General features: G+C 72.2%; 20 protein-coding genes. 10 read left to right on the top strand and 10 right to left on the bottom strand.

Annotated elements, in window-relative coordinates:
- Positions 1-162: 162 nt before the first annotated feature.
- Both IF27_RS08265 and IF27_RS08260 read right to left on the bottom strand, forming a co-directional pair.
- Entirely contained in the window at positions 163-708 is a 546-nt protein-coding gene (locus IF27_RS08265) for a GNAT family N-acetyltransferase (protein ID WP_052848738.1), read from the bottom strand.
- A gap of 11 nt (positions 709-719) precedes the next feature.
- Positions 720-1,220, bottom strand: coding sequence for a MarR family winged helix-turn-helix transcriptional regulator (locus tag IF27_RS08260; RefSeq protein ID WP_052848737.1), 501 nt, complete (start codon positions 1,218-1,220; stop codon positions 720-722).
- A gap of 92 nt (positions 1,221-1,312) precedes the next feature.
- Here IF27_RS08260 and IF27_RS08255 point away from each other — a divergent pair, with 92 nt between their 5' ends.
- The 4 genes from IF27_RS08255 to IF27_RS08240 all read left to right on the top strand — a co-directional run bounded on the left by IF27_RS08255 (position 1,313) and on the right by IF27_RS08240 (position 4,428).
- On the top strand, positions 1,313-2,233 hold the full coding sequence (locus tag IF27_RS08255) for an EamA family transporter (RefSeq protein WP_052848736.1): 921 nt from the start codon (positions 1,313-1,315) through the stop codon (positions 2,231-2,233).
- Positions 2,234-2,237: 4 nt separating this feature from the next.
- Positions 2,238-2,843, top strand: a complete 606-nt coding sequence (locus IF27_RS08250) for an NAD(P)-dependent oxidoreductase (protein WP_052848735.1) — start codon at positions 2,238-2,240, stop codon at positions 2,841-2,843.
- A 79-nt stretch (positions 2,844-2,922) separates the two neighbouring features.
- Complete coding sequence (locus IF27_RS08245) at positions 2,923-3,345, top strand: hypothetical protein (protein ID WP_190232862.1); 423 nt, start codon at positions 2,923-2,925, stop codon at positions 3,343-3,345.
- Between the two features lie 90 nt (positions 3,346-3,435).
- On the top strand, positions 3,436-4,428 hold the full coding sequence (locus tag IF27_RS08240) for a zinc-dependent alcohol dehydrogenase family protein (protein ID WP_052848733.1): 993 nt from the start codon (positions 3,436-3,438) through the stop codon (positions 4,426-4,428).
- A gap of 27 nt (positions 4,429-4,455) precedes the next feature.
- Here the strand turns inward: IF27_RS08240 and IF27_RS08235 are convergent, their stop codons facing one another.
- Positions 4,456-4,815 (bottom strand): ArsR/SmtB family transcription factor, encoded by a 360-nt coding sequence (locus IF27_RS08235; protein ID WP_223290958.1) that lies wholly within the window; start codon positions 4,813-4,815, stop codon positions 4,456-4,458.
- 230 nt (positions 4,816-5,045) lie between these two features.
- A complete protein-coding gene (locus tag IF27_RS08230; protein ID WP_052848732.1) occupies positions 5,046-5,258 on the bottom strand; it encodes a hypothetical protein in 213 nt (70 codons plus the stop codon).
- A 959-nt stretch (positions 5,259-6,217) separates the two neighbouring features.
- Here IF27_RS08230 and IF27_RS08225 point away from each other — a divergent pair.
- Both IF27_RS08225 and IF27_RS08220 read left to right on the top strand, forming a co-directional pair.
- Complete coding sequence (locus IF27_RS08225; RefSeq protein ID WP_052848731.1) at positions 6,218-6,964, top strand: GNAT family N-acetyltransferase; 747 nt, start codon at positions 6,218-6,220, stop codon at positions 6,962-6,964.
- A 196-nt stretch (positions 6,965-7,160) separates the two neighbouring features.
- The gene (locus tag IF27_RS08220) at positions 7,161-7,730 is read left to right on the top strand and encodes a COG1361 family protein (protein WP_052848730.1); all 570 of its coding nucleotides are present in this window, start codon (positions 7,161-7,163) and stop codon (positions 7,728-7,730) included.
- A 119-nt stretch (positions 7,731-7,849) separates the two neighbouring features.
- Here IF27_RS08220 and IF27_RS08215 read toward each other — a convergent pair whose 3' ends face one another.
- Positions 7,850-9,307 (bottom strand): MFS transporter, encoded by a 1,458-nt coding sequence (locus tag IF27_RS08215; RefSeq protein ID WP_052848729.1) that lies wholly within the window; start codon positions 9,305-9,307, stop codon positions 7,850-7,852.
- A gap of 156 nt (positions 9,308-9,463) precedes the next feature.
- Here IF27_RS08215 and IF27_RS08210 point away from each other — a divergent pair, with 156 nt between their 5' ends.
- Positions 9,464-9,919 (top strand): MarR family winged helix-turn-helix transcriptional regulator, encoded by a 456-nt coding sequence (locus IF27_RS08210; protein WP_052848728.1) that lies wholly within the window; start codon positions 9,464-9,466, stop codon positions 9,917-9,919.
- A gap of 35 nt (positions 9,920-9,954) precedes the next feature.
- On the opposite strand, the gene IF27_RS08205 is transcribed toward IF27_RS08210, so the two are convergent.
- The 3 genes from IF27_RS08205 to IF27_RS08195 form a co-directional block, all read right to left on the bottom strand.
- Positions 9,955-10,572, bottom strand: a complete 618-nt coding sequence (locus IF27_RS08205) for a hypothetical protein (protein WP_052848727.1) — start codon at positions 10,570-10,572, stop codon at positions 9,955-9,957.
- Positions 10,573-10,999: 427 nt separating this feature from the next.
- Entirely contained in the window at positions 11,000-11,344 is a 345-nt protein-coding gene (locus tag IF27_RS08200) for a hypothetical protein (protein ID WP_052848726.1), read from the bottom strand.
- Positions 11,341-11,742 carry a hypothetical protein gene (locus IF27_RS08195; RefSeq protein WP_052848725.1) on the bottom strand — a complete coding sequence of 134 codons (402 nt, stop codon included), beginning with the start codon at positions 11,740-11,742 and terminating at the stop codon, positions 11,341-11,343. The genes IF27_RS08200 and IF27_RS08195 overlap by 4 nt, the downstream gene beginning before the upstream one ends.
- Before the next feature lie 396 nt (positions 11,743-12,138).
- Here IF27_RS08195 and IF27_RS08190 point away from each other — a divergent pair, with 396 nt between their 5' ends.
- The 3 genes from IF27_RS08190 (at position 12,139) to IF27_RS30035 (ending at position 13,484) form a co-directional block, all read left to right on the top strand.
- Positions 12,139-12,978, top strand: coding sequence for a helix-turn-helix domain-containing protein (locus tag IF27_RS08190; protein ID WP_052848724.1), 840 nt, complete (start codon positions 12,139-12,141; stop codon positions 12,976-12,978).
- Positions 12,975-13,193, top strand: a complete 219-nt coding sequence (locus tag IF27_RS30040; RefSeq protein ID WP_110945667.1) for a DUF397 domain-containing protein — start codon at positions 12,975-12,977, stop codon at positions 13,191-13,193. Before IF27_RS08190 ends, IF27_RS30040 begins: the two co-directional genes overlap by 4 nt.
- A gap of 78 nt (positions 13,194-13,271) precedes the next feature.
- Positions 13,272-13,484, top strand: coding sequence for a DUF397 domain-containing protein (locus tag IF27_RS30035; protein ID WP_110945666.1), 213 nt, complete (start codon positions 13,272-13,274; stop codon positions 13,482-13,484).
- 50 nt (positions 13,485-13,534) lie between these two features.
- On the opposite strand, the gene IF27_RS08185 is transcribed toward IF27_RS30035, so the two are convergent.
- Together IF27_RS08185 and IF27_RS08180 are read right to left on the bottom strand one after the other, a co-directional pair.
- Positions 13,535-14,323: a barstar family protein gene (locus tag IF27_RS08185; RefSeq protein ID WP_052848723.1), complete on the bottom strand. Its 789-nt coding sequence runs from the start codon at positions 14,321-14,323 to the stop codon at positions 13,535-13,537.
- Positions 14,324-14,346: 23 nt separating this feature from the next.
- Positions 14,347-18,507: a DUF6531 domain-containing protein gene (locus IF27_RS08180; protein ID WP_190232861.1), complete on the bottom strand. Its 4,161-nt coding sequence runs from the start codon at positions 18,505-18,507 to the stop codon at positions 14,347-14,349.
- Between the last annotated feature and the right edge of the window lie 252 nt (positions 18,508-18,759).

Below are 18,759 nucleotides of genomic sequence, written 5' to 3'. Positions count from 1 at the left end.
AGGCGGGCGGGGCGTCGTGGATGGTGTGCTCGGGCTGCGGGGTGGAGATCCGGCGGCGCGAGCGGTCCGCGGCGCTGAGGCTGCTGGCCGCTCACCTTCCTGTCGGGCGCCGTATCGACGTCGTCCCGCCGGACGGCGGCGGGCGGCAGGGCGCAGGACGTGTCAGTCCCCCGCCGCCGCGGCGTACTCCTCGCGCGTGATCGCGCGGACGACGACGGGCACGCCGGTCGCCGGGACGGCCGTGCGCCGTTCCTCCCGCATGCCGAGCTTGGCCATGACGCGGGCCGAGGCGTGGTTCTCGGTGTGGCAGACGCTGACGACGCGGTCGAGCCCCGCGTCCTCGAAGCCGAAGCGCAGCGCCTCCCGCGCGGCCTCGGTGGCGTAGCCGCGCCCCCAGTGCGCGCGGGCGAGGCGCCAGCCGATCTCGACGGCGGGCATGATCTCGGGCAGGAAGCGGGGGATCGCGAGCCCGGTCCAGCCCGCCAGTTCGCCGCTCTCGCGCACCTCGACGGCGAAGACGCCCCAGCCGCGTTCCGCCCAGCCCGCCCGTATGTTCACCAGCGAGGCGGCGGTCTGCTCCGTCGTACGCGGCTGGCCGTCGCCGATCCAGCGCATCACCTCGGGGTCGGCGTCAAGGGCGGCCAGCGGGGTGAGGTCGGCGTCCCGCCAGGCGCGCAGCCGCAGCCTGGGGGTGAGGAGTTCGGGCATGGGGCCGGATTCTACGCCGGGGGCAGGTCGCCGAGGCCGACGAGCAGCTTCCGCAGGAGACCGGCGAGTTGGTCGCGTTCTGCCGGGGTGAGGGCGGCGAGGAGCCGGGTCTCGTTCTCGACGTGGCCGGTGAGGGTGCCGGAGACGAGGGCGCGGCCCTCGTCGGTGAGGCCGACGAGGATGCTGCGGCGGCTGTCGGGGTCGGGGTCGCGCGTGGCGAGGCCCCGGGCGACGAGGCGGTCGATGCGGTGGGTGACGGCGCCCGAGGTGACCATCGACGCGCGGCTGAGGGCGCCCGCGCTGAGCCGGTACGGGGGGCCCGCGCGCAGCAGCGTGGCGAGGATGTCGAACTCCCAGACCTGGAGGCCGCGCGTCGCGAAGTAGTCGCCGAGGCCGCGCTCCAGCAGACGGGAGGCGCGCTGGATGCGGCCGACCACGCCCATGGGGGTGGCGTCGAGGCCGGGCCGTTCGGCCTGCCACTGGCCGATCACCCAGTCGAGCGTGTCACCCATCGGACTCCTCAACGGTGAACTGTTTGACGCCAAGGTATCACCCGGCCTACTCTCCTCAACGTCAAACAGTTCAATGTTGAGAGGTCTCTCGCGTGACCGCCACCGCCCCGCCCCGCACCCCGTCCCGCGCCTCGTCCCCGGCGTGGGGCGTGACCGGCCTCACCGCCCTCGCGCCCGTCACCTGGGGCACGACCTACCTGGTCACGACCGAGTGGCTGCCACCCGACCGTCCCCTCCTCTCCGGCGCGATACGGGCCCTCCCCGCCGGTCTGCTCGCCATCGCGCTGGGGCGGCACCTGCCGCGCGGCGACTGGTGGTGGCGCGCCGCCGTCCTCGGGACGCTCAACATCGGCGCGTTCTTCGTCCTCCTGTTCGTCGCCGCCTACCGCCTCCCTGGCGGCGTGGGCGCGACCCTCAGCGCCGTGCAGCCGCTGGTCGTCGCGGCGCTGGCCTTCACGTTCCTCGGCGAACGGCCCACCCTGCGCCGTGTGGCCTGGGCCGTCGCGGGCACGGCCGGGGTGGCGCTGATGGTGCTGCGCGGACGGGTCGCGTTCGACGCGCTCGGCGTCGCCGCAGGTCTCGGCGGCACGGCCGTGATGGCGGTCGGCGTCCTCCTGACGAAGCGGTGGGGGCGGCCAGCGGGCGTGAACGTGCTGTCGTTCGCCGGATGGCAGCTCACGGTCGGCGGCCTGCTGCTGACGCCGGTCGCGCTCATCGGCGAGGGCGCGCCGCCGTCGATCGACCTCCCGGCGCTGGGCGGCTACCTGTGGCTCGGCCTCGTCGGGACGCTGCTGGCGTACGCGCTGTGGTTCAACGGCGTGGGCCGCCTGCCCGTCGGCGCGCTGTCGTTCCTGCCGCTGCTCTCCCCCGCCGTCGCGACGCTCGTGGGCTGGATCGCCCTCGACCAGTCGCTCACGACTCTCCAACTGCTGGGCTTCGCGCTGGCGATGACGTCCGTCGCCGCCGCGCAGTACGAGCCCCGCACCGCCCGTTCCCTCAGCAAGGAGCAGTGATCCCATGCACATCACCGTCATCGGAGCCGCCGGGGAGACCGGCAGCCGCGTCGTCGCCGAGGCGCTGCGCCGCCACCACGACGTCACCGCCGCAACGCGCCGTCACGGCGACGCGACGGACCCGGCGACCGTCGCCCGCCTCGCCGCCGGGCAGGACGTCGTCGTCTCCGCCACCCGCCCCGCCCCCGGCGCGGAGCACGAACACGCGGCGGCGGCCCTCGCGTTGCTCGACGGGCTGTCGGGCACGGGCGTGCGGCTGCTGGTCGTCGGTGGCGCGGGCAGCCTCACCGTCCCCGGTACGGACGGCACGCTCGTCGTGGACGATCCGCGCCATGTGCCGCTGGAGATACGCCCGTTCGCCCTGGCGAGCAACGCGCAGTTCGCGGTGTTCGCCGACGCGCCCGCCGACGTGGACTGGCTCTACGTGAGCCCGCCCGTGCACTTCGCGCCTGGCGAGCGCACCGGCCGCTACACGGTCGGGGCGGACGAACTCCTCGTGGACGCTGACGGGTTGTCCGCCTTGTCGATGGAGGACATGGCGGTGGCGCTGCTGGACGAGGCGGAGAAGCCGCGCCACCACCGCACGCGCATCACGGTGGGCCGCGTCTGACGCGCGGCGGTTTCCGGCGTACGCGGCGGCGGTGCGGGGAAGCCGGGCGGCAGTGGCAGCGGCCAGGAGGGGTGGTCCCGTGGGTGCGGAATACCGGGTGGGCGAGGACGGCGCGGGCGAGTTACGTCTGACGCTGACGGCGTCCGAGGTCGAGGCGCTGGGCCAACAGGCCCTGTTGATGGGCGAGTTGCTGGACAGCTGCTTCTGGGCCCTCGGCATGCTCCGCACCGGGCGGAACAGCCGCGACCCCGGGGGCGGCCCCCCGTCGCCCGGCGAATGGGCGGCGGCCCTGCGCGGCCTCGACCGGCTGCCGCCACGGGTCGCGGGCACCGCCGAGGCCGTGCTCCGCGCGTTCGCCGAGGGCCCGGGCGCGACGGCGCACCTGGCGTCCGCCCTCGGCGTGGACGAGGCGACCGCGCGGGAGCGCCGCGCGCGGGCCACCGACCGGGCGCCCGACCCGTGGGCGCGGTGGGCGGACGGCGGCCGAGGCGGGCGGTTGTGAGCGGGCGGACGGGTGCATTATTTCGATGGCGACCGTAGTACGATCGCAGTCGAAGTTCCGTCGCGCGCGACGCATCGACCGGGAGGCACCATGCCCACAGCAGTGCAGTTCGACAGGACAGGGGGCCCCGAGGTCCTGGAACTGAGGGACGTCGAGATCGGCGAGCCGGGGCCAGGCGAACTCCGCATCCGCGTGGACGCGATCGGCCTGAACCGCGCCGACGTCATGTTCCGCCAGGGCACCTACCCCACCGCGCCCCGCTTCCCCTCCGGCCTCGGGTACGAGGCGGCGGGCGCCGTCGAGGCGGTCGGGCCCGGTGTGACCGGGTTCGCGCCGGGCGACCCGGTGAGCGTCGTCCCCGGCTTCCCGCTGACCGCGTACGGCACGTACGGCGACCACGTCCTCGTCCCGGCCGCCGTCACCGTCCCGCGCCCGGCCGACGTCCCGGCGACGGTCGCCGCCGCGACGTGGATGGCGTACGTCACGGCGTACGGCGCCCTGGTCGAGGACGGCCACACGCGGCCGGGCGACCACGTCCTGATCACCGCCGCGTCGAGCAGCGTCGGCCTGGCCGCCGTCCAGACCACCCGCCGCATCGGCGCGATCCCCCTCGCCACCACCCGTACCGCCGCGAAGCGGCAGCGGCTGCTCGACGCGGGCGCGGCGCACGTCGTCGTCACCGACGACGAGGACCTGCCCGCGCGCGTCGCCGAGCTGACCGGCGGCGGGGGCGTGCGTACGGTGTTCGACCCGGTCGCCGGGCCTGGCGTCGAGACGCTCGCGCGGACCGTCGCGCCCGGCGGGCGGCTCGTCGTCTACGGCTCCCTCGACCCGCGCCCCACCCCGCTGCCGCACGCCCCGCGCCTCCCGGCGCTCAGCACGCGTACGTACACGCTGCACGAGGTGACGACCGACCCGCAACGCCTCGCCCGCGCCGTCGAGTTCGTCAACGCGGGGCTGCGGGACGGCTCGTTCGCCCCGGCCATCGACCGGACCTTCGACCTGGCGGACATCGCCGAGGCCCACCGCTACCTGGAGTCGAACGCGCAGGTCGGCAAGATCGTCGTCACCGTCCGCCACTGAGGCGGACGGGCCGCCGAGGGGGCGCGCTCAGCGCGCCGGGGCCACCACCGCGTCGCGCTCGCGCTCCTCGGCGGCCAGCAGCGCCTGGAGCAGGCCGGGGAAGCGCGCCTCCATGTCGGCGTCGCGCAGCGCGTTCATCTTGGACGTGCCGACGTAGTACTGCCGGATGACCCCGGCCTCGCGCAGGACGGTGAAGTGGTGCGTGAGGGTCGAGGCGGAGACCCGTACGTCGAACGTGCCGCACCGCATGTCCTCGTCCGCGCGCGACAACTGGGCCACCAGGGTGCGCCGTACGGGATCGGCCAGCGCTTCGAGGACACCTTGCAGCGAGTACTCCTCCGGCCCGGGATTCTCCACCCGGCGCGGCACAGCGCGTGGACGGGCCACGGTGACCTCCAGGGACGTCGCGAACGGGAACACCCCCATCGTACGACCCCGATCGAACAACCCTGCCCGCGTACGCGCCTTGGCCGGACGGGAGGCCGCTACTCCCTGACAGACGTGCGGCGGTGCGACGAGCCGTGGGCCGAGAGCGCCCGCTTGGCGGGCCTCCGCAGGAAGTGTCACCCCGGCTCGGTGGGCGACCACCGGGATCCACGACAAATCGACCTACGGGTTCACGCAGTGGCCTCGATCCCGTCGATCAGGTCACCGTAGGAGTCCAGTACCTCTTGGGCACCAGCCAGGAAGTCCGTGCGGAACTTCTCGTTGTCCGCACGGATCAGCTGCTCGACATACTCGTTCACCGGCACATGCCGAGTCTCCGCAGCCTGCCGCGCCATTTCGGCTACGGACTCTTCGAGTCCGAGATTCACATGGGTCCTCGCCATGCTCCGCAAGCTATCGCCTGCAAGCAACTCCTGCTGGCGGTGGATAACGACCGGCCGGGCGTCAGCCTGGCGGCGCGGGAGACTCGCACCTTGCGTCCGTCACTCTGGTGAGGTCGGAACCCCTCCAGGGATCGATGACGACGGGTGCGGCCGGTACCCGTCCGGCCCGGGGCCGCAGTGGACGTTGCGATCCCTCTAGGGAGCGATGACGACGCGAGGTACTGCTCGCGGTCCGGAATCGGCTCCATGGTTGCGATCCCTCCAGGGAGCGATGACGGCAAGCAGGCGCTCCAGCGCATGAAGGAGCAGCTCCGGTTGCGATCCCTCCGGGGATCGATGACGACCCGTCGTGCGCCTCGCAGCACATGCAGAACGGGGTCGGTTGCGATCCCTCCGGGGATCGATGACGACGGGCCCGGTGGGCGAACGGCCCCAGCCGTTCGCGTTGTGATCCCTCCGGGGATCGATGACGACCCAAGGGTAAAGTCCCTGGTCAACCCGTGCCCGCCGGGCCCGGTTCGGGGGTGGGTTGCAGCGATCCGGCGGTAGTGCAGCTGTGCTGGTCAGAGGCGTACGGTGGCCTCGTGGTCCGGCCATGAGGTGATTATCCCCACTGTGCCCCCAAGATCACCTGGCCATCGGCCAATTGAGCTTGCCTCCCGCCCCACCGCCGTGCGAGAGTGCCCCGGAACTCAGCTCGACACCTCACCTTCAAGGACTGAAGCCTTTGATCACGGCAGCCCCCAGTGGCCGCCTTCGGCACTGAGCCGTCTGCCCTCCTGCGGTAGTCCGGCTCACCGGTGGACCCCGTCCGCCCGTTTCACGGCGGCGGCCCCATGGCGCGGTGCGTTCAACGTCACGCATCGCCCCCACCTCCCCTTTTCCCGGGAGGTGCGTTCCCGCGCGCCCTCGCCTCTTCTCCGGGCGCGCTCCACCCTGCCATCACGTGAGGTTTCACCATGGGCACCAACGTCCAGCTCTTCGCCGTCGCGCATCTGCGCCGCCGCCCCGAGGTGGCCGAGACGGGCGGCTTCGTCGCGGGATTCGATCCCTCGACCTCCACCCCGTTCCTCAACTACGCCACCCCGCTCCCCGGCGCGCGTCCGACCGCCGAGGACGTCCGCGCGCTGATCGGCGCGTTCCGTGAGCGCGATCTGCTCCCTCGCCTCGAATTCGCCCCCGACGCCGCACCCGACGTCGAACAGGCGCTTCGCCAGGCCGGGTTCACCACCGAGGCTCAGCACGAGTACCTGGTCTGCACCCCGGACACCCTCTCCACACCCCCCACTCCCCTCGCCGAAGTCCCCAACACCGAGGCCGACTTCGCGGCGATCGACGCCGCGCTGTCGGAGGCGTTCGACAACGTCTTCCCTCCCTCTCCCGAGGGCGCGGCGCGGCTGCGGGAGGTCAAGGAGAGCGGTGGCACGATCCGTTTCGTGCGGGCGCCTGACGGCGGGTGCGCCGGGGGCGGGTCGAGTTCCGCGATCGCCGAGGGCACCTCGGAACTCGCGGGCGTCGGCACCCGCCCGGCCTTCCGTGGCCAGGGCATCGCGGGGTCGGTGACGGCCGCGCTGACCGGCGACATGTTCGCGAAGGGCGCCGAGTCGGTGTGGCTGGAGTTCTCGGGGGACGGCTCACGCCGGGTCTACGAGCGCGTCGGCTACCGCCCCAGCGGCACGCGCCTGTACATGTCGCTGACGCAGTGACCGTCTGACGCACGCGGGGGCCCGTCCCGGCCGATCCGGTCGGGGCGGGCCCCCGCGCGTCAACTCGCTTGCCCCACAACCCAATTGTCCGCGTTCGGTAACACGATCCCGTATGGGCGCAACCCGTTCCCCGTGTGAACGATCGAACTGGCACAGAGCAACACTCTGTTCACCTGTTCTCCGTCTGCGAGGTCTCATGCCCATCCGCCGCAACGCCACCGCGACGACCGCCCTGTCCGCCGCGCTCCTGGCCGCCGCCTTCCTCGGCGCGGCCCCGGCCACCGCCGCCCCGGCGGGCGCCATCCACCCGGGAGCGGACGACTCCAGCTGCCTCTGGTGGAGCGACGAAGGCCAGCTCGACGTGCGGCTCGTGAACATCCCCGACCCGGTCGTCGCAGGTCAGTGGGCGACGTTCAGCTACCGCGTCACCAACACCTACGACGAGCCGGTGGACGGCCTGGTCACGATGGCCGACATCAGCGCGTACGACACCACGGACGGCGCGGACGTGCCGCTGACCGCCCAGTGGCGGGTGAACGGCAAGTGGAAGCCGCTGGAGGCGCGCGGCTGGTTCGACTGGTTCGGCACCACCGACCCGCTGGAGCCCGGCCAGTCGGCGACGGCACGCGTCCGCGTCAAGGTCGCGGCGGACGCGCCGGACTGGGCGCTCGGCTCGGCCGCCATCGCAGCGGCGAACGTCAACGGGGGGATGTGCGAACGCACCCTCACCGACCTGGAGTTCGACATCGCCGCCGCCACTCCGTGACACCACCCGCGTGGGCGGGCCGGGCCGTGTCCCGCCCCGCCCACGCGGCACGTCGGCCGCACGCACCGGTGCCCGCCGCCCCGTGCGGCGGCACGGGAGGCGGGCACCGGCGGTCCGTGTCAGGCGGCGGCCGTGTCCGGCACCTTGGCGTCCGGTGTCCCCGGCGCGCCCGCCGCCTCCGGCGCGCCGCTCCGGGGCGCCGGGATCGTCGCCGCCACCGCCGCCGCGACCAGCGCGACGCCGCAGCCGATCAGCAGCCCGGCCCGGAATCCGTCCTCCGACGGCAGCGTGAAGCCGCCCATGGAGACGGTCATCTGCGACAGGACGACGCCCACCACGGCCGCCGACACCGACGTGCCCAGCGAGCGCATCAGCGTGTTGAAGCTGTTCGCCGAGGCCGTCTCCGACAGCGGCACGGCGCTCATGATCAGCGCGGGCATCGCGCCGTACGCCAGCCCGACGCCGCTGTTGCAGATCAGCGTCACGACCAGCACGCCCCACGTGGAGCCGAGCAGCAGCATCGCGCTCCCGTAGCCGAGGGCGATGACGAGCGCGCCCGTGACCAGCGTGAACTTCGGTCCCCGCGCGGCCGACAGCATGCCGCCGAGCGGCGAGACGAGCATCATCATCAGCCCGGCGGGCGCCATCCACAGGCCCATGGCCAGCATCGACTGGCCGAGCCCGTAGCCGGTCTCCTCCGGCAGCTGGAGGAGCTGCGGGATGATCAGCGCCTGCGCGTACATGCCGAAGCCGACGAGGACGGACGCCAGGTTCGTCAGGAGCACGCGCCGCCTGGCGGTCACGCGCAGGTCCACCAGCGGGTCGCCGGTGCGCAGTTCCCAGCGGCCCCAGGCCAGGAGGAGGACGACGGCCGCCGCGAAGAGGCCGAGCGTCAGCCCGTCGCCCCAGCCCCAGTCGGCGCCCTTGGAGACGGGCAGCAGCAGGCAGACGAGTCCGGCGCCGAGCCCGACCGCGCCGACGTAGTCGAAGCGCCCGCCGCCCCGCACCGCCGGGGCCGGGACGAACGACCAGACCATCGCCGCGATGGCGACCGTCAGCGCCGCCGAGCCCCAGAACAGCGCGCGCCAGCTCGCGTACTCCGCGACACCGGCCGCGATGGGCAGGCCGAGCCCGCCGCCGATGCCCATGGACGCGCTGACCAGGGCGATGGACGAGCCGAGCTTCTGCGGCGGCAGGACGTCCCGCAGCAGGCTGATCCCGAGCGGCACGATGCCCATCCCCATGCCTTGGAGCCCGCGCCCGGCGATCATCGGCACGACCGACGACGCGAGCGCGCACACCACCGAGCCCGCGAACAGCGGCACGCAACAGGCCAGCAGCATCCGCCGTTTGCCCAGCAGGTCGCCGAGCCGCCCGCTGATGGGGACGAAGACCGCGCCGGACAGGAGGGTGGCGGTGATCACCCAGGAGGCGTTCGACGAGCTGGTGTCGAGGATCTGCGGCAGCTCGCCGATGAGCGGGGTGACGAGCGTCTGCATGATCGCCGCGACGGTGCCCGCGAGGGCGAGCGTCGCGACGATGCCGCCCGTCCGGGCGGTGGGCTGAGGGCCGTCCATGACGGAGCACCTTCCATAGTGATCAGGACATCAGGCGATGCGCATCGTACATGCTATGTGCACGAGACACACGAAATGCATGATGCACATGCCTGACATACTCTGGTCACGCGGATGACGCGTGCGCACGGGAGCTTCGGCACTGAGGGAGACGACATGGCGGGGCCCACCCACCTGGTGGAGTACGAGCACATGGTGCTGGGGCGGCACACGTTCCTGCGTCCGGGCGGACTCCGCCCCAAGGGCAGCGGGCTCGACCGCAGCGCCTACATCATGCTCAGCCGTATCGAGGTCCAAGGGCCCATGTCCATCGGCGAGTTGAGCGAGGCGTTCGGCCTCAACCACTCGACGCTCAACCGGCAGACGGCGACCGTCGTGCAGGAGGGTCTCGTGGAGCGCATCCCGGACCCGGAGGGCGGGATGGCGCGGAAGTTCAGGATCACGGCGCACGGGCGGCGGGAGCTGAAGACCGCGCGCGAGGCGCATGTCGCGGCGCTGGACCGCGTGATGGCCACCTGGAGCGACGAGGACGTGGCGACGTTCGCCGCCTTCCTCCAGCGCTTCAACACCGATGTCGAACGCCTCGACGGCCGCCCCTGGCCCCGCCCCTGACCTGACAGCCCCGGGCCGCGCGCCCGCCCGCCGTCCTACTCGCTCAGCCCGACGACGCACCAGCCGCGCCGGTCGGCCTCGGTGAGGACGCGGCCCCAGTCGTCCAGCAGATCGGCGAACTCGCCGAACTCCCCGACCCACGAGTCGGGTTCGGCGGCGTGCTCGGTGAAGGCCGCGCGCAGGCCGCCGAGCCGGGGCCCGATCCGCCGCCAGAGCGCGGCCAGTTCACGCACGCCGTCCGGGGTCCGTGCCAGCAGCACGCCGTAGGGGGCGGGCGGTTCTGCGCCGAGGAAAGCGGGGTCGGTGTGCTCCGCCTCGCCGTCCGCGCCCGTCCAGACGAGCCCGCCCAGCAGGGCGTCCAGTTGGGCGCGCAGGAGCGGATCGGCGTGGCCACGGACCGTATCCCAGCGCTGACCGGCCCAGAAATGGGCCTTGAACGACCCGGCGGTGCGCCGGAACTCGTAGACGCAGAAGCGGTCGGCGTCGGCTCCTCGCGGCCACCGCCACGCGCCCTCGGGCACGGTGGCCGCCCAGTCCCACAGCCCGGTCTCATCGGCGTACCAGGCGTCGCGCAGCCGTGCCGACCGGTCCTGGGGCGGGGCCTCCCCCAGCCAGGACCAGTCGGCGATCATGACGGTGATGTCCAGACCCACGGGACGAGCGTAGGGGCGGGGTGTCAGCGGCGTCGCAGGGTCATGAAGAGGACGACGACGACGATGACCAACAGGATGGCGCCCACACTGATGTACATGGGGTACCCCTTTCTCTCGCGGACGGGCACCGTGGGTGCCCTCACCGTCCCGCATGCCCCGGTCGCCGCATTCCACCGCCTCTGTATCGGCTTCTTTGCCGCGCCATGACCCGGCGGGGGTGTCGGCGGGGCGCCGCACGACAGGCGGGGTGGACGCGACCCACGGGCTGGCCAGGGCGGACGTGCCGCTGGAGAGCCGGGGAGGAGAACCACCGGGCGGGACGGGGGCCGGACGGCGCGTCGGCGTGCGTCGGGGCGCGCCACGTCCCCGTACACCCGCCGTGCGGCGGTCAGGGAGCAGCCGTGGGGCGGCCGTGGGGGAGGCCGGGCTACGGGGAGCGGGGGTCGCGGACGTCCCATGAGCACGGGCCGCTGTGCCCGGCGAAGAAGCAGCAGACCTCTTCCTGGACCCCGGGCTGCCCGTTCTTGCAGGGGCAGTCCGGCAGAACGGTCAGGGCGAGTGGATCGCCGGACTGCCAGGCCGCCCAGATCGCGCCGGTCTCCCGGCCGTCGAGGTCGGCCACGTAGACGTGGTGCGGGCCCGACGCGTGGGCGCCGAGTTCGCAGCGCACGAGTCCGGGCGGCAGGTCCTCGGCGTGCTCCCCGAGGAGTGGGGCCAGGCGGGCGGGGGCGTACGTCCAGCCGTCGCACATCCGCACACGCGTCACCGTCATGTCGTCACCAACTTCCTTGTCTTCTGCATGAATCGCTCGCGGCGGCACACCTGCCGCGCCGTGAGCGCGTACCAACAGCCGTCGCCGTCCTGGACGGCGAGGCGGAACGGCAGTCCGGCGGCGAGCCGCCGCGCCGTCTCCTCCTGGCGGGTCACGTCGGCCGCCCAGCGCCGCAGGACGGTCGGCGCGTCCCGGCCGGGGACGGGGGTGACGACCCTCGTCGCCCCGGGGAAGCAGCCGCGCGCCGGGTCCGGGTCGATCCCGTCCGCCAGGCGGAGCGCCTGGCGGCGCAGCCAGAACAGGAGGAGGCGTCTCGACACGGCGGCGTGTGCGCCGAGGTGGACGCTCGTGGCGGCGTCGCCGCCCCACACTTCCGCTTCGTAGCGTGGTTCGATCATCGCCGCCTCAACAAGGCGAGATGCGCGGCGATCTCTGCATTCAAAGTTTCGAATTTCGCCCGTAGAGCGGCAGTTCGTCGCTCACTTTCCGTAGTATCCGGATTGTCGGACTGTTCGCCCGATCCGCCCTCTCCGACCACCGGTTGATCACATTTCCGCTGGTCCCCCACCTGCTCACGCCCCGACCGCCCCCCGGCGCCATCGGGCCCCCCGGTCACCGCACCGCTTCCCTGCGTGACATCGCTCCGCTCCTCACCTCAGCGGCCAACCACCGACCGCAAGTTGTCCGGCACCTAGAGCAACGCACGTGTGCTTCGCTTGGCGACATTGAGGCCCGAGCCCTTAACCCGCTCAACCGTCACCTCGGTCGGCAGAAGGACGAAAGAGGAGGTCACCATGGCTGAAGACACCAACACCCCGGAAGACTTCAAAGAGCCCCCGACACCGCAACAACGGTTCGGAGCGGACCTACGGGCGGTGCGGCTGGGGCAGAAGCTGACGCAAAAGCACCTGGCGACGGCGACCAACTACACCGTCTCGTACGTCAGTCAGATCGAGTCGGGGAAGTTCATGCCCAGCAAGAGCTTCGCCGAAGGCTGCGACACCGTGTTTCGAACAAGCGGCCTGTTCGCCTCGATGAGGGATCGGCTGGGAGAAGAAGACCACCCACAGAATTTCATGCCGTACGTCAATTTGGAACGCAAGGCATCGAGCGTCCGTAGCTATTCGGGCATGCTCATCGAAGGACTCTTTCAGACCGAGGAGTACGCGCACGCAATCTTTCGTTCAGGGCATCCCACCGTCCCGAAGGAGACGATCGAGGCCAAGGTGGCGGCACGCGTCGGACGGCGGAAGCTGCTGACACAGGAACGACCGCCAGCGGTGTGGGTTGTGCTCCACGAGGCAAGTCTGCACTGCCACGTCGGAGGCCGGGAAGCTATGGGACGGCAACTCCAGTACCTGCTGGAGTGGGCTGAACGCCCGGGTATCGACGTGCAGATTCTGCCGTCCTCCGCAGGATCTGCGGGCATCCACATGTTGCCGTTCAGCGTGCTGGACTTCGAACAGGAGCCAACTGTGGCGTACACAGACGATCCGCAAGGAGGCCGGGTGTACCGCAGGCCAGCGACTGTCGGACTGTGCGTTCAGAGCTACGATCGCCTACGTGCCAATGCGCTGCCGCTGAGCAAGTCGCTGGCATTCATCGACACCGTACGGAGAGACTACGCATCATGAGCCACATTCCCACTCTCGTCGGCATCAACTGGACAAAGTCTTCGTACAGTTCGTCTTCAGGCGGCACTTGCATCGAATTCTCGTCGTCCCTTGCGCCCACGGGCATCATCCCCGTACGCGACTCCAAGGTGCCCCACGGGCCCGCGTTGGCAGTGACAACCGGTGCGTGGCGTTCCTTCCTCGGAGCGGTCCAGCTTGGCGAACTGGCTGGCTGACGACTCACGGCCGGTGGCCCCACCACCTCACAGTGGGACCACCGGCCGACGTCCAGCAGCGCCCGAGGAGAACCCCATGTGAGCCAGACACCCACAGCCCGCCAGTGGATCAAGTCCTCCTACAGCGAGTCATCCAGCGGCGGCCGTGGCGAGTACTCCCCGTCCAGCGCATCCATCGGCATCGTCCCCGTCCGGGACTCCAAAGATCCCCACGGCCCGGCCCTCGCCGTACCGATCGGTACGTGGCGCTCGTTCCTCGCAGCCGTGCGGTCCGGCGGACTGGCTGACTGAGCCAGGCGTCCAACAGTGCGCCCGCGAGCAGCGGTTGGCGCGTTCCCCGTTCAGTCGAGGATCACTTCGACGCGGGCCTGTCGCAGGATGTCCAGGGCCTCGTCCGTGAACGTCCGTGACGGGTCGGACGGCACCGTGTACCGCGCGAGGGCGGCGACGGCCTCCGCCGAGGAGCGCCACACCAGGCGGAACGGGGTACGTGCGCCGAAGTCGCCGCGCAGGCAGTCCGCGAGCCCGTCGAGCGTCGCCCCGAAGTAGCCGCCCGGGCCGTTCACCGCCTCGCCGATCGCGCAGTAGAAGCCGACCGGATCGGTGACGCGCGCCGCGTCCAGCGTGTACGTGAGCCCCGGGTCCTTGTCCGCGCCCGCGCTCCGGGCCGTCGCGTCGTGTACCCGCACCACGTGCAGCCAGGCCGCGCGTTCCTCCGGGCCACGGTCCGCCCAGAGTCCGGGCCGTGTCGGCAGCTCCCGGCACCACTCGCGCCACACGCCCTGCGCGGCGGGCGGCGGTAGCTCGAAGAACAGCCCGTTCAGCAGCAGATCGACCGTCTCCCCCGCGCTCCCGGGAAGTTGTTCCACGACGGACGGCCCCCCCACGTAGTAGGCGCCGACGACCCGCCAGGCGTCGTCCGCGACGGCCACCTCGACGTTCGGCAGCTCGGGCCGCCGACGCCCGAGCAGCCGCGTCAGCTCGGGCGTGGGGACGAGCCCCGAGAGCCGGAACTCCCGCCACCCCGAGCCCCGCCCGCCGTCCGGCCCGCCGTCGCCGAAGAAGCCGGTCAGCCCGGCCGCCCGGCCCAGCTCGTCGCCCGCTTCCTCATGCCGCAGGATGTACCGCATCGCACTCCGTTCCGTCGCCGCCGTCACCGAAGCCGGTTGGGCAGCACGCCACCGTCCGGGAACCATGGTGCCGGGAACACGAACGGGCTGCTGTAGTCGTGGTTGAGGACGAAGCCGAGGCGCCCGTCGGGCCGTTCCAGGATCCGGTGGGTCGTGCCCGGCACGTCCCACTCCAACGAGCCACGCCACTGGTCACGTTGCCGTGGCGGGACGTGGTCGGCCCGGTGGATGGTCTGCTGCCCCGTGGCGGGATCGATACGGGGAGTCCCGCGCCCCAGCCGCACGTTGTCGTACTCACGGACGATGGAGCCCGGTATGCGGTGCGGGTCGGACAGCCGGGTCGGCGGATGGGCCGCGAGGCCGAGCGGGTCGCTCCAGGTGTGCGGGTTGTGGACGTACCCGTAGTGGTCGGGGGCCGGGGTGAGGCCGAGCGGGTCGGGGGTGGTGTAGCGGGCGGTGTCGGGGTCGTAGTGGCGGAGGAAGTTGTAGCGCCAGCCCGTCTCCTCGTCCGCGTACTGCCCGGGGAACCGCAGCGGGATGTCGGTGGTGCTGTCCGGGTGCGGCACGCAGTCCCACACGGTGTCGAGCGCCTGCCAGGCGACGGCCCCGTCCTCATCGACCAGCGCGGAGGGCGCGCCCACCAGATCGGTGACGATGGCGTAGAAGCGGCTGTCGATCCCGTCGTCGGGCGCGCTCTCCGTCTGGCTGACGGGATGCTGGTCCTTGCCGTGGTAGTCCCAGGTCAGCGTGGTGGGTCGGCCGTGGTCGCCGCCGGTCGTGGTCTGTTCGACCAGCGTCGTGCCCGACCAGACGAAGCCGGTGCGCTCGGCGACCTCGCCCTCGGCGGTGAGCCGTTCCTTGGCGATACGGCGGCCGAGCGGGTCGTAGTGGTAGCGCCAGCGGGTGCCGTCCGGCGTGGTCAGGTCCGTGAGCCGGTCCTCGGCGTCCCAGGTGTAGCGCCAGGTGTCGGGCTTCTTCGAGAGCCTGACGCGCTGCCGCAGGACGATCCTGCCCGCGGCGTCGTACGTGTACCTGACGTTCCCGGCGCGCACGACACGCGCGCCGTCGTACACCCGCTCCCCCGTGGCGCCCTGGCCCGGCGCGGCCGTCGGGGCGGACCAACGGGCGGACGACTGGGACCCGCCCGGCTCGTACGTGTAGCTCTCGGACCGCCCGGGGCCTGTCGCGGTGGTGACGCGGCCCGTGGGGTCGAGGTCGAAGCGGGTCGTGCCGCCGTGGTCGTCCGTGACGGCGGTCAGGTAGTGGTCGGAGCGGTAGGCGTACGCCCGGCGGCGCACCGGGTCCCGGCCGGGGCCGTCGGCCACGGCCTGAGCGGTGAGTCGGCCCGCCGCGTCCCACTCACGGGTCAGCTCGACGCCGCCCGCGACGCGGCGGGCCGTCTCGCGGCCGACCGCGTCGTAGGCGAACGTGAGGGTGCGGCCCGCGGTGACGAGCGACGTCGGGTCCCCTGCGGCGTTGTGCTCCCAGCCGCTGGTGTGGCCGCTCGGGGTGGTCCTGGACAGCAGGCGGCCCAGCGGATCGTGCGTGTACGTGACGTCGAGGCCGTTGGTGCCTTCGCGGCTGAGCCGCCCCGACGCGTCGTAGGCGAGGGACAGTTCGGCGCCGGGTGAGGCCGCGTGGACCAGGAGCCCCACCTGGTCGTAGGCGTAGGACGAGCGTCGGCCGTCCGCCAGCTTCTCCACGACGTGGCCCAGCGCGTCGCGCCGGTAGGTGACGGCCTGCCCGGCCGCGTTGGTGCGGGAGACGAGACGGCCCGCCGCGTCGAACGCGTAGTGGACCGTCCTGTTGTCGAAGTCGGACTCGGCCACGAGGCGGCCGACCGCGTCGAACGTGTAGTCCCAGGTGGCGCCCCGGTGGTCGGCGACCTGGATCATCCGCAGCTCCGTGTCGCGGGCGAACGCGTAGCGCGTGCCGTCCGGATCGACCCGGGCGCTGGGGAGGTCGAACGCGCCGTACTCGAAGCGCGTGACGCCGCCGTTCTCGTCGGTGTGCGTGAGGCAGTTGCCCTCGGCGTCCCACGTCCACAACTGGACGCCCTCGACCTGATCGACGTGGCGCAGGGGCTTGCCCTCCACCGAGTACTCGGTGGTGGCGGCGGCGCCGAGCGGGTCGATGACCCGCGCCGGGCGCCCGAAGGCGTCCCGCTCGTAGTGCGTGGTCGCGCCGAGCGGGTCGGTGACGGCGAGGGGGAGGCCGGTGGCGTCGCAGCGGATGCGGGTGGTCCGGCCGAGGGCGTCGGTGACGGCGGAGAGCGCGCCGTTGCCGTCGTAGGCGTAGCGGGTGTGGTGGCCGTCCGGGGCGATCACGCCGGTGCGGTTGCCGTGCGCGTCGTACGTCTGCCGCCAGACCGCGCCGTTCGGCTCGGCGATCGCCGTCGGGTGCCCCAGCTCGTCGTACGTGAACCGGGTCGCCAGGCCGTCGGGGCAGGTGACGGCGGTGACGAGGCCGTGGGCGTCGTGACGGTACTCGGTTACGGCCCCCAGGGCGTCGGTCCGCGACACGAGCCGGTCGTGGCGGTCCCACTCGCTGCGGGTGGTGTGACCGGCGGCGTCCGTCTGGGCGGTGAGCTGGTAGGCGTCGTTGAACTGGTAGACGGTCGCGGCGCCGAGGGAGTCCGTGGCCGTGGTGCGGTGGTGTTCCGGCTCGTAGGCGTAGCGGTACTCCAGGGCCCGGTCCGTGCCGGTGGTGAACACGCAGCGGCCCTCGGCGTCGTACTCGTACGCGTACCAGTAGCCGTTGCGGTCCTCCCAGCGGGTCATCCGTGCCTGCTCGTCGTAGCGGAAGAGGAGGGGCAGGCCGGAGGAGTTGCGGACCTCGGAGAGGAGTCCGGCCTGGTCGTAGCCGTACCGGAGGAGGACGGGGTGGTCAGGGGCGCTGAGGAGGCGGAGGGCCGTGACGCGGTTGCCGGCGGAGGTGACGCCGAGGTGGTAGCCGCCGTCGTGGACGATGTCGGTCAGGACGCCCGTGTCGTCGCGGCGGAAGTGGATGTGGTTGCCGTTCCGGTCGGATATGGCGCTCAGGGGGAGTTCGGGGCCGCCTCGTCCCAGCACGCATGCGAAGTGCAGGGTGCGGCCGGTCTCGCGCTGGTGGACGGCCAGCGGGGAGCCGGGCTGTCCGTCCCAGGTGAGGGTCCAGCGAGGGCCTTCGACGGGCAGGACCGGCTCGTCGGGAAGGGGGCGGGGGTAGACGAGGATCATGCCGTCGGCGGTGAACAACCGCGCGCCGTACGCGTCGAGTTGCACCCGCTGGTCCAGCGTCGAGGCCCAGGACGAGCCGAACGACCGGCCGTCCCGGTAGGTCGAGACGTGGTGGCGTTCCAGGACGAGATCGAGGACCCCGGCGAGGTCAACGTCCGTTGCGGACATGAGGAGTTCGCCGGTCGCCATGTCCACGGGGTCGCCGCAGGCGGTGCGGCCGTTCATCGGGATGCCCTCGCCCCGGGTCCGCCGCCCGAGCCCCAACGCGCCCTGACGGATGCCGCGGAGGCCGGTGGAGGCCAGGCCCCGCATGCCGGCGGCGAGTCCGCCGAGGGTGGTGAGGCCCTTCATGCCCGGGATGCAGTCGAGAGCGGCGAAGGCGACGTCCCAGAGCGTCGCGCGGCCTTGGGCGTAGTCGATCAAGGTGTCCGCGAGGACGACCAGCGCTGCGGCGAGGACGATGAGGGCGAGCGGCCCGCCGATGATCATCACGACGACCCCGAGGACGGCGACGATCACCTTGCAGACATCGACGATGGTGTCCCAGTTCTCGGTGACCCAGTGGACGGCCTTCTGCCACCACTTGCGGTTCTGGATGCCCGCGTCGGAGGCTTCGTCGATGTCGCGTGCGGCCTCGCGTGCGGCGTCCTCACGCATCTCCCGCGCCTGCCGGGCGAGTTCGCGGGCGGCGTCGAGGCTGTCCTGGGCAGTGTCCACGCGGGCCTGCGCCGCGTCACGTGCGGAGTCGGCCGCCTGGCGGTCGCGGGTGGCGGCGCGTACTTCCGCCTCGTCCGGCGGCTCGGCACCGGCTCGTTCGCCCTCACGCTGGAGCCGGTCCGACTCGTCCCCGGCACGTGAGACCCAGTCCTGTGCGTCGCCCAACGAGCCCTGTGCCGAGGTGAGATCCGCCTGTGCCGCTATCGCACGGTCCAAGGCACGATCGGCCTGGCCCTGCGCGGTCTGCAACTTCCACATCGTCCGCGAACGTCTGCAAAGCGTCCGCCAGTTCACGGACCTCGTCCGGGTCCCCCGGCGTCGGATCGGAATCCATCCCCACCGGAGACCAATCGGAAGGACGTGCCACGGCTGAACCCCCATGCCCCACAGGCGTCGTGCGTTTCCGTCACCGCAGGCGACGGGATCGGCTTCGCTGAAGGGACGCCGCAGCAACGTGAACGGTTCCGACCTGCGTTTGCGCACAGGGAAGGTCACGTAGCG

Source organism: Streptomyces avicenniae (assembly GCF_000719135.1).
In the GTDB taxonomy this organism is placed as follows: Bacteria; Actinomycetota; Actinomycetes; order Streptomycetales; family Streptomycetaceae; genus Streptomyces; species Streptomyces avicenniae.
The sequence above is the reverse complement of the archived record's forward strand: the minus strand, read 5'-3'. Positions and strand labels throughout refer to the sequence as shown.

What these genes read in the sequence shown, in the direction of transcription:
- IF27_RS08265 (WP_052848738.1), bottom strand. Translation starts at nt 708, where the DNA reads ATGCCCGAACTCCTCACCCCCAGGCTGCGGCTGCGCGCCTGGCGGGAC.
- IF27_RS08260 (WP_052848737.1), bottom strand. Translation starts at nt 1,220, where the DNA reads ATGGGTGACACGCTCGACTGGGTGATCGGCCAGTGGCAGGCCGAACGG.
- IF27_RS08250 (WP_052848735.1), top strand. Translation starts at nt 2,238, where the DNA reads ATGCACATCACCGTCATCGGAGCCGCCGGGGAGACCGGCAGCCGCGTC.
- IF27_RS08240 (WP_052848733.1), top strand. Translation starts at nt 3,436, where the DNA reads ATGCCCACAGCAGTGCAGTTCGACAGGACAGGGGGCCCCGAGGTCCTG.
- IF27_RS08230 (WP_052848732.1), bottom strand. Translation starts at nt 5,258, where the DNA reads ATGGCGAGGACCCATGTGAATCTCGGACTCGAAGAGTCCGTAGCCGAA.
- IF27_RS08225 (WP_052848731.1), top strand. Translation starts at nt 6,218, where the DNA reads ATGGGCACCAACGTCCAGCTCTTCGCCGTCGCGCATCTGCGCCGCCGC.
- IF27_RS08220 (WP_052848730.1), top strand. Translation starts at nt 7,161, where the DNA reads ATGCCCATCCGCCGCAACGCCACCGCGACGACCGCCCTGTCCGCCGCG.
- IF27_RS08215 (WP_052848729.1), bottom strand. Translation starts at nt 9,307, where the DNA reads ATGGACGGCCCTCAGCCCACCGCCCGGACGGGCGGCATCGTCGCGACG.
- IF27_RS08210 (WP_052848728.1), top strand. Translation starts at nt 9,464, where the DNA reads ATGGCGGGGCCCACCCACCTGGTGGAGTACGAGCACATGGTGCTGGGG.
- IF27_RS08200 (WP_052848726.1), bottom strand. Translation starts at nt 11,344, where the DNA reads ATGACGGTGACGCGTGTGCGGATGTGCGACGGCTGGACGTACGCCCCC.
- IF27_RS08195 (WP_052848725.1), bottom strand. Translation starts at nt 11,742, where the DNA reads ATGATCGAACCACGCTACGAAGCGGAAGTGTGGGGCGGCGACGCCGCC.
- IF27_RS08190 (WP_052848724.1), top strand. Translation starts at nt 12,139, where the DNA reads ATGGCTGAAGACACCAACACCCCGGAAGACTTCAAAGAGCCCCCGACA.
- IF27_RS30040 (WP_110945667.1), top strand. Translation starts at nt 12,975, where the DNA reads ATGAGCCACATTCCCACTCTCGTCGGCATCAACTGGACAAAGTCTTCG.
- IF27_RS08185 (WP_052848723.1), bottom strand. Translation starts at nt 14,323, where the DNA reads ATGCGGTACATCCTGCGGCATGAGGAAGCGGGCGACGAGCTGGGCCGG.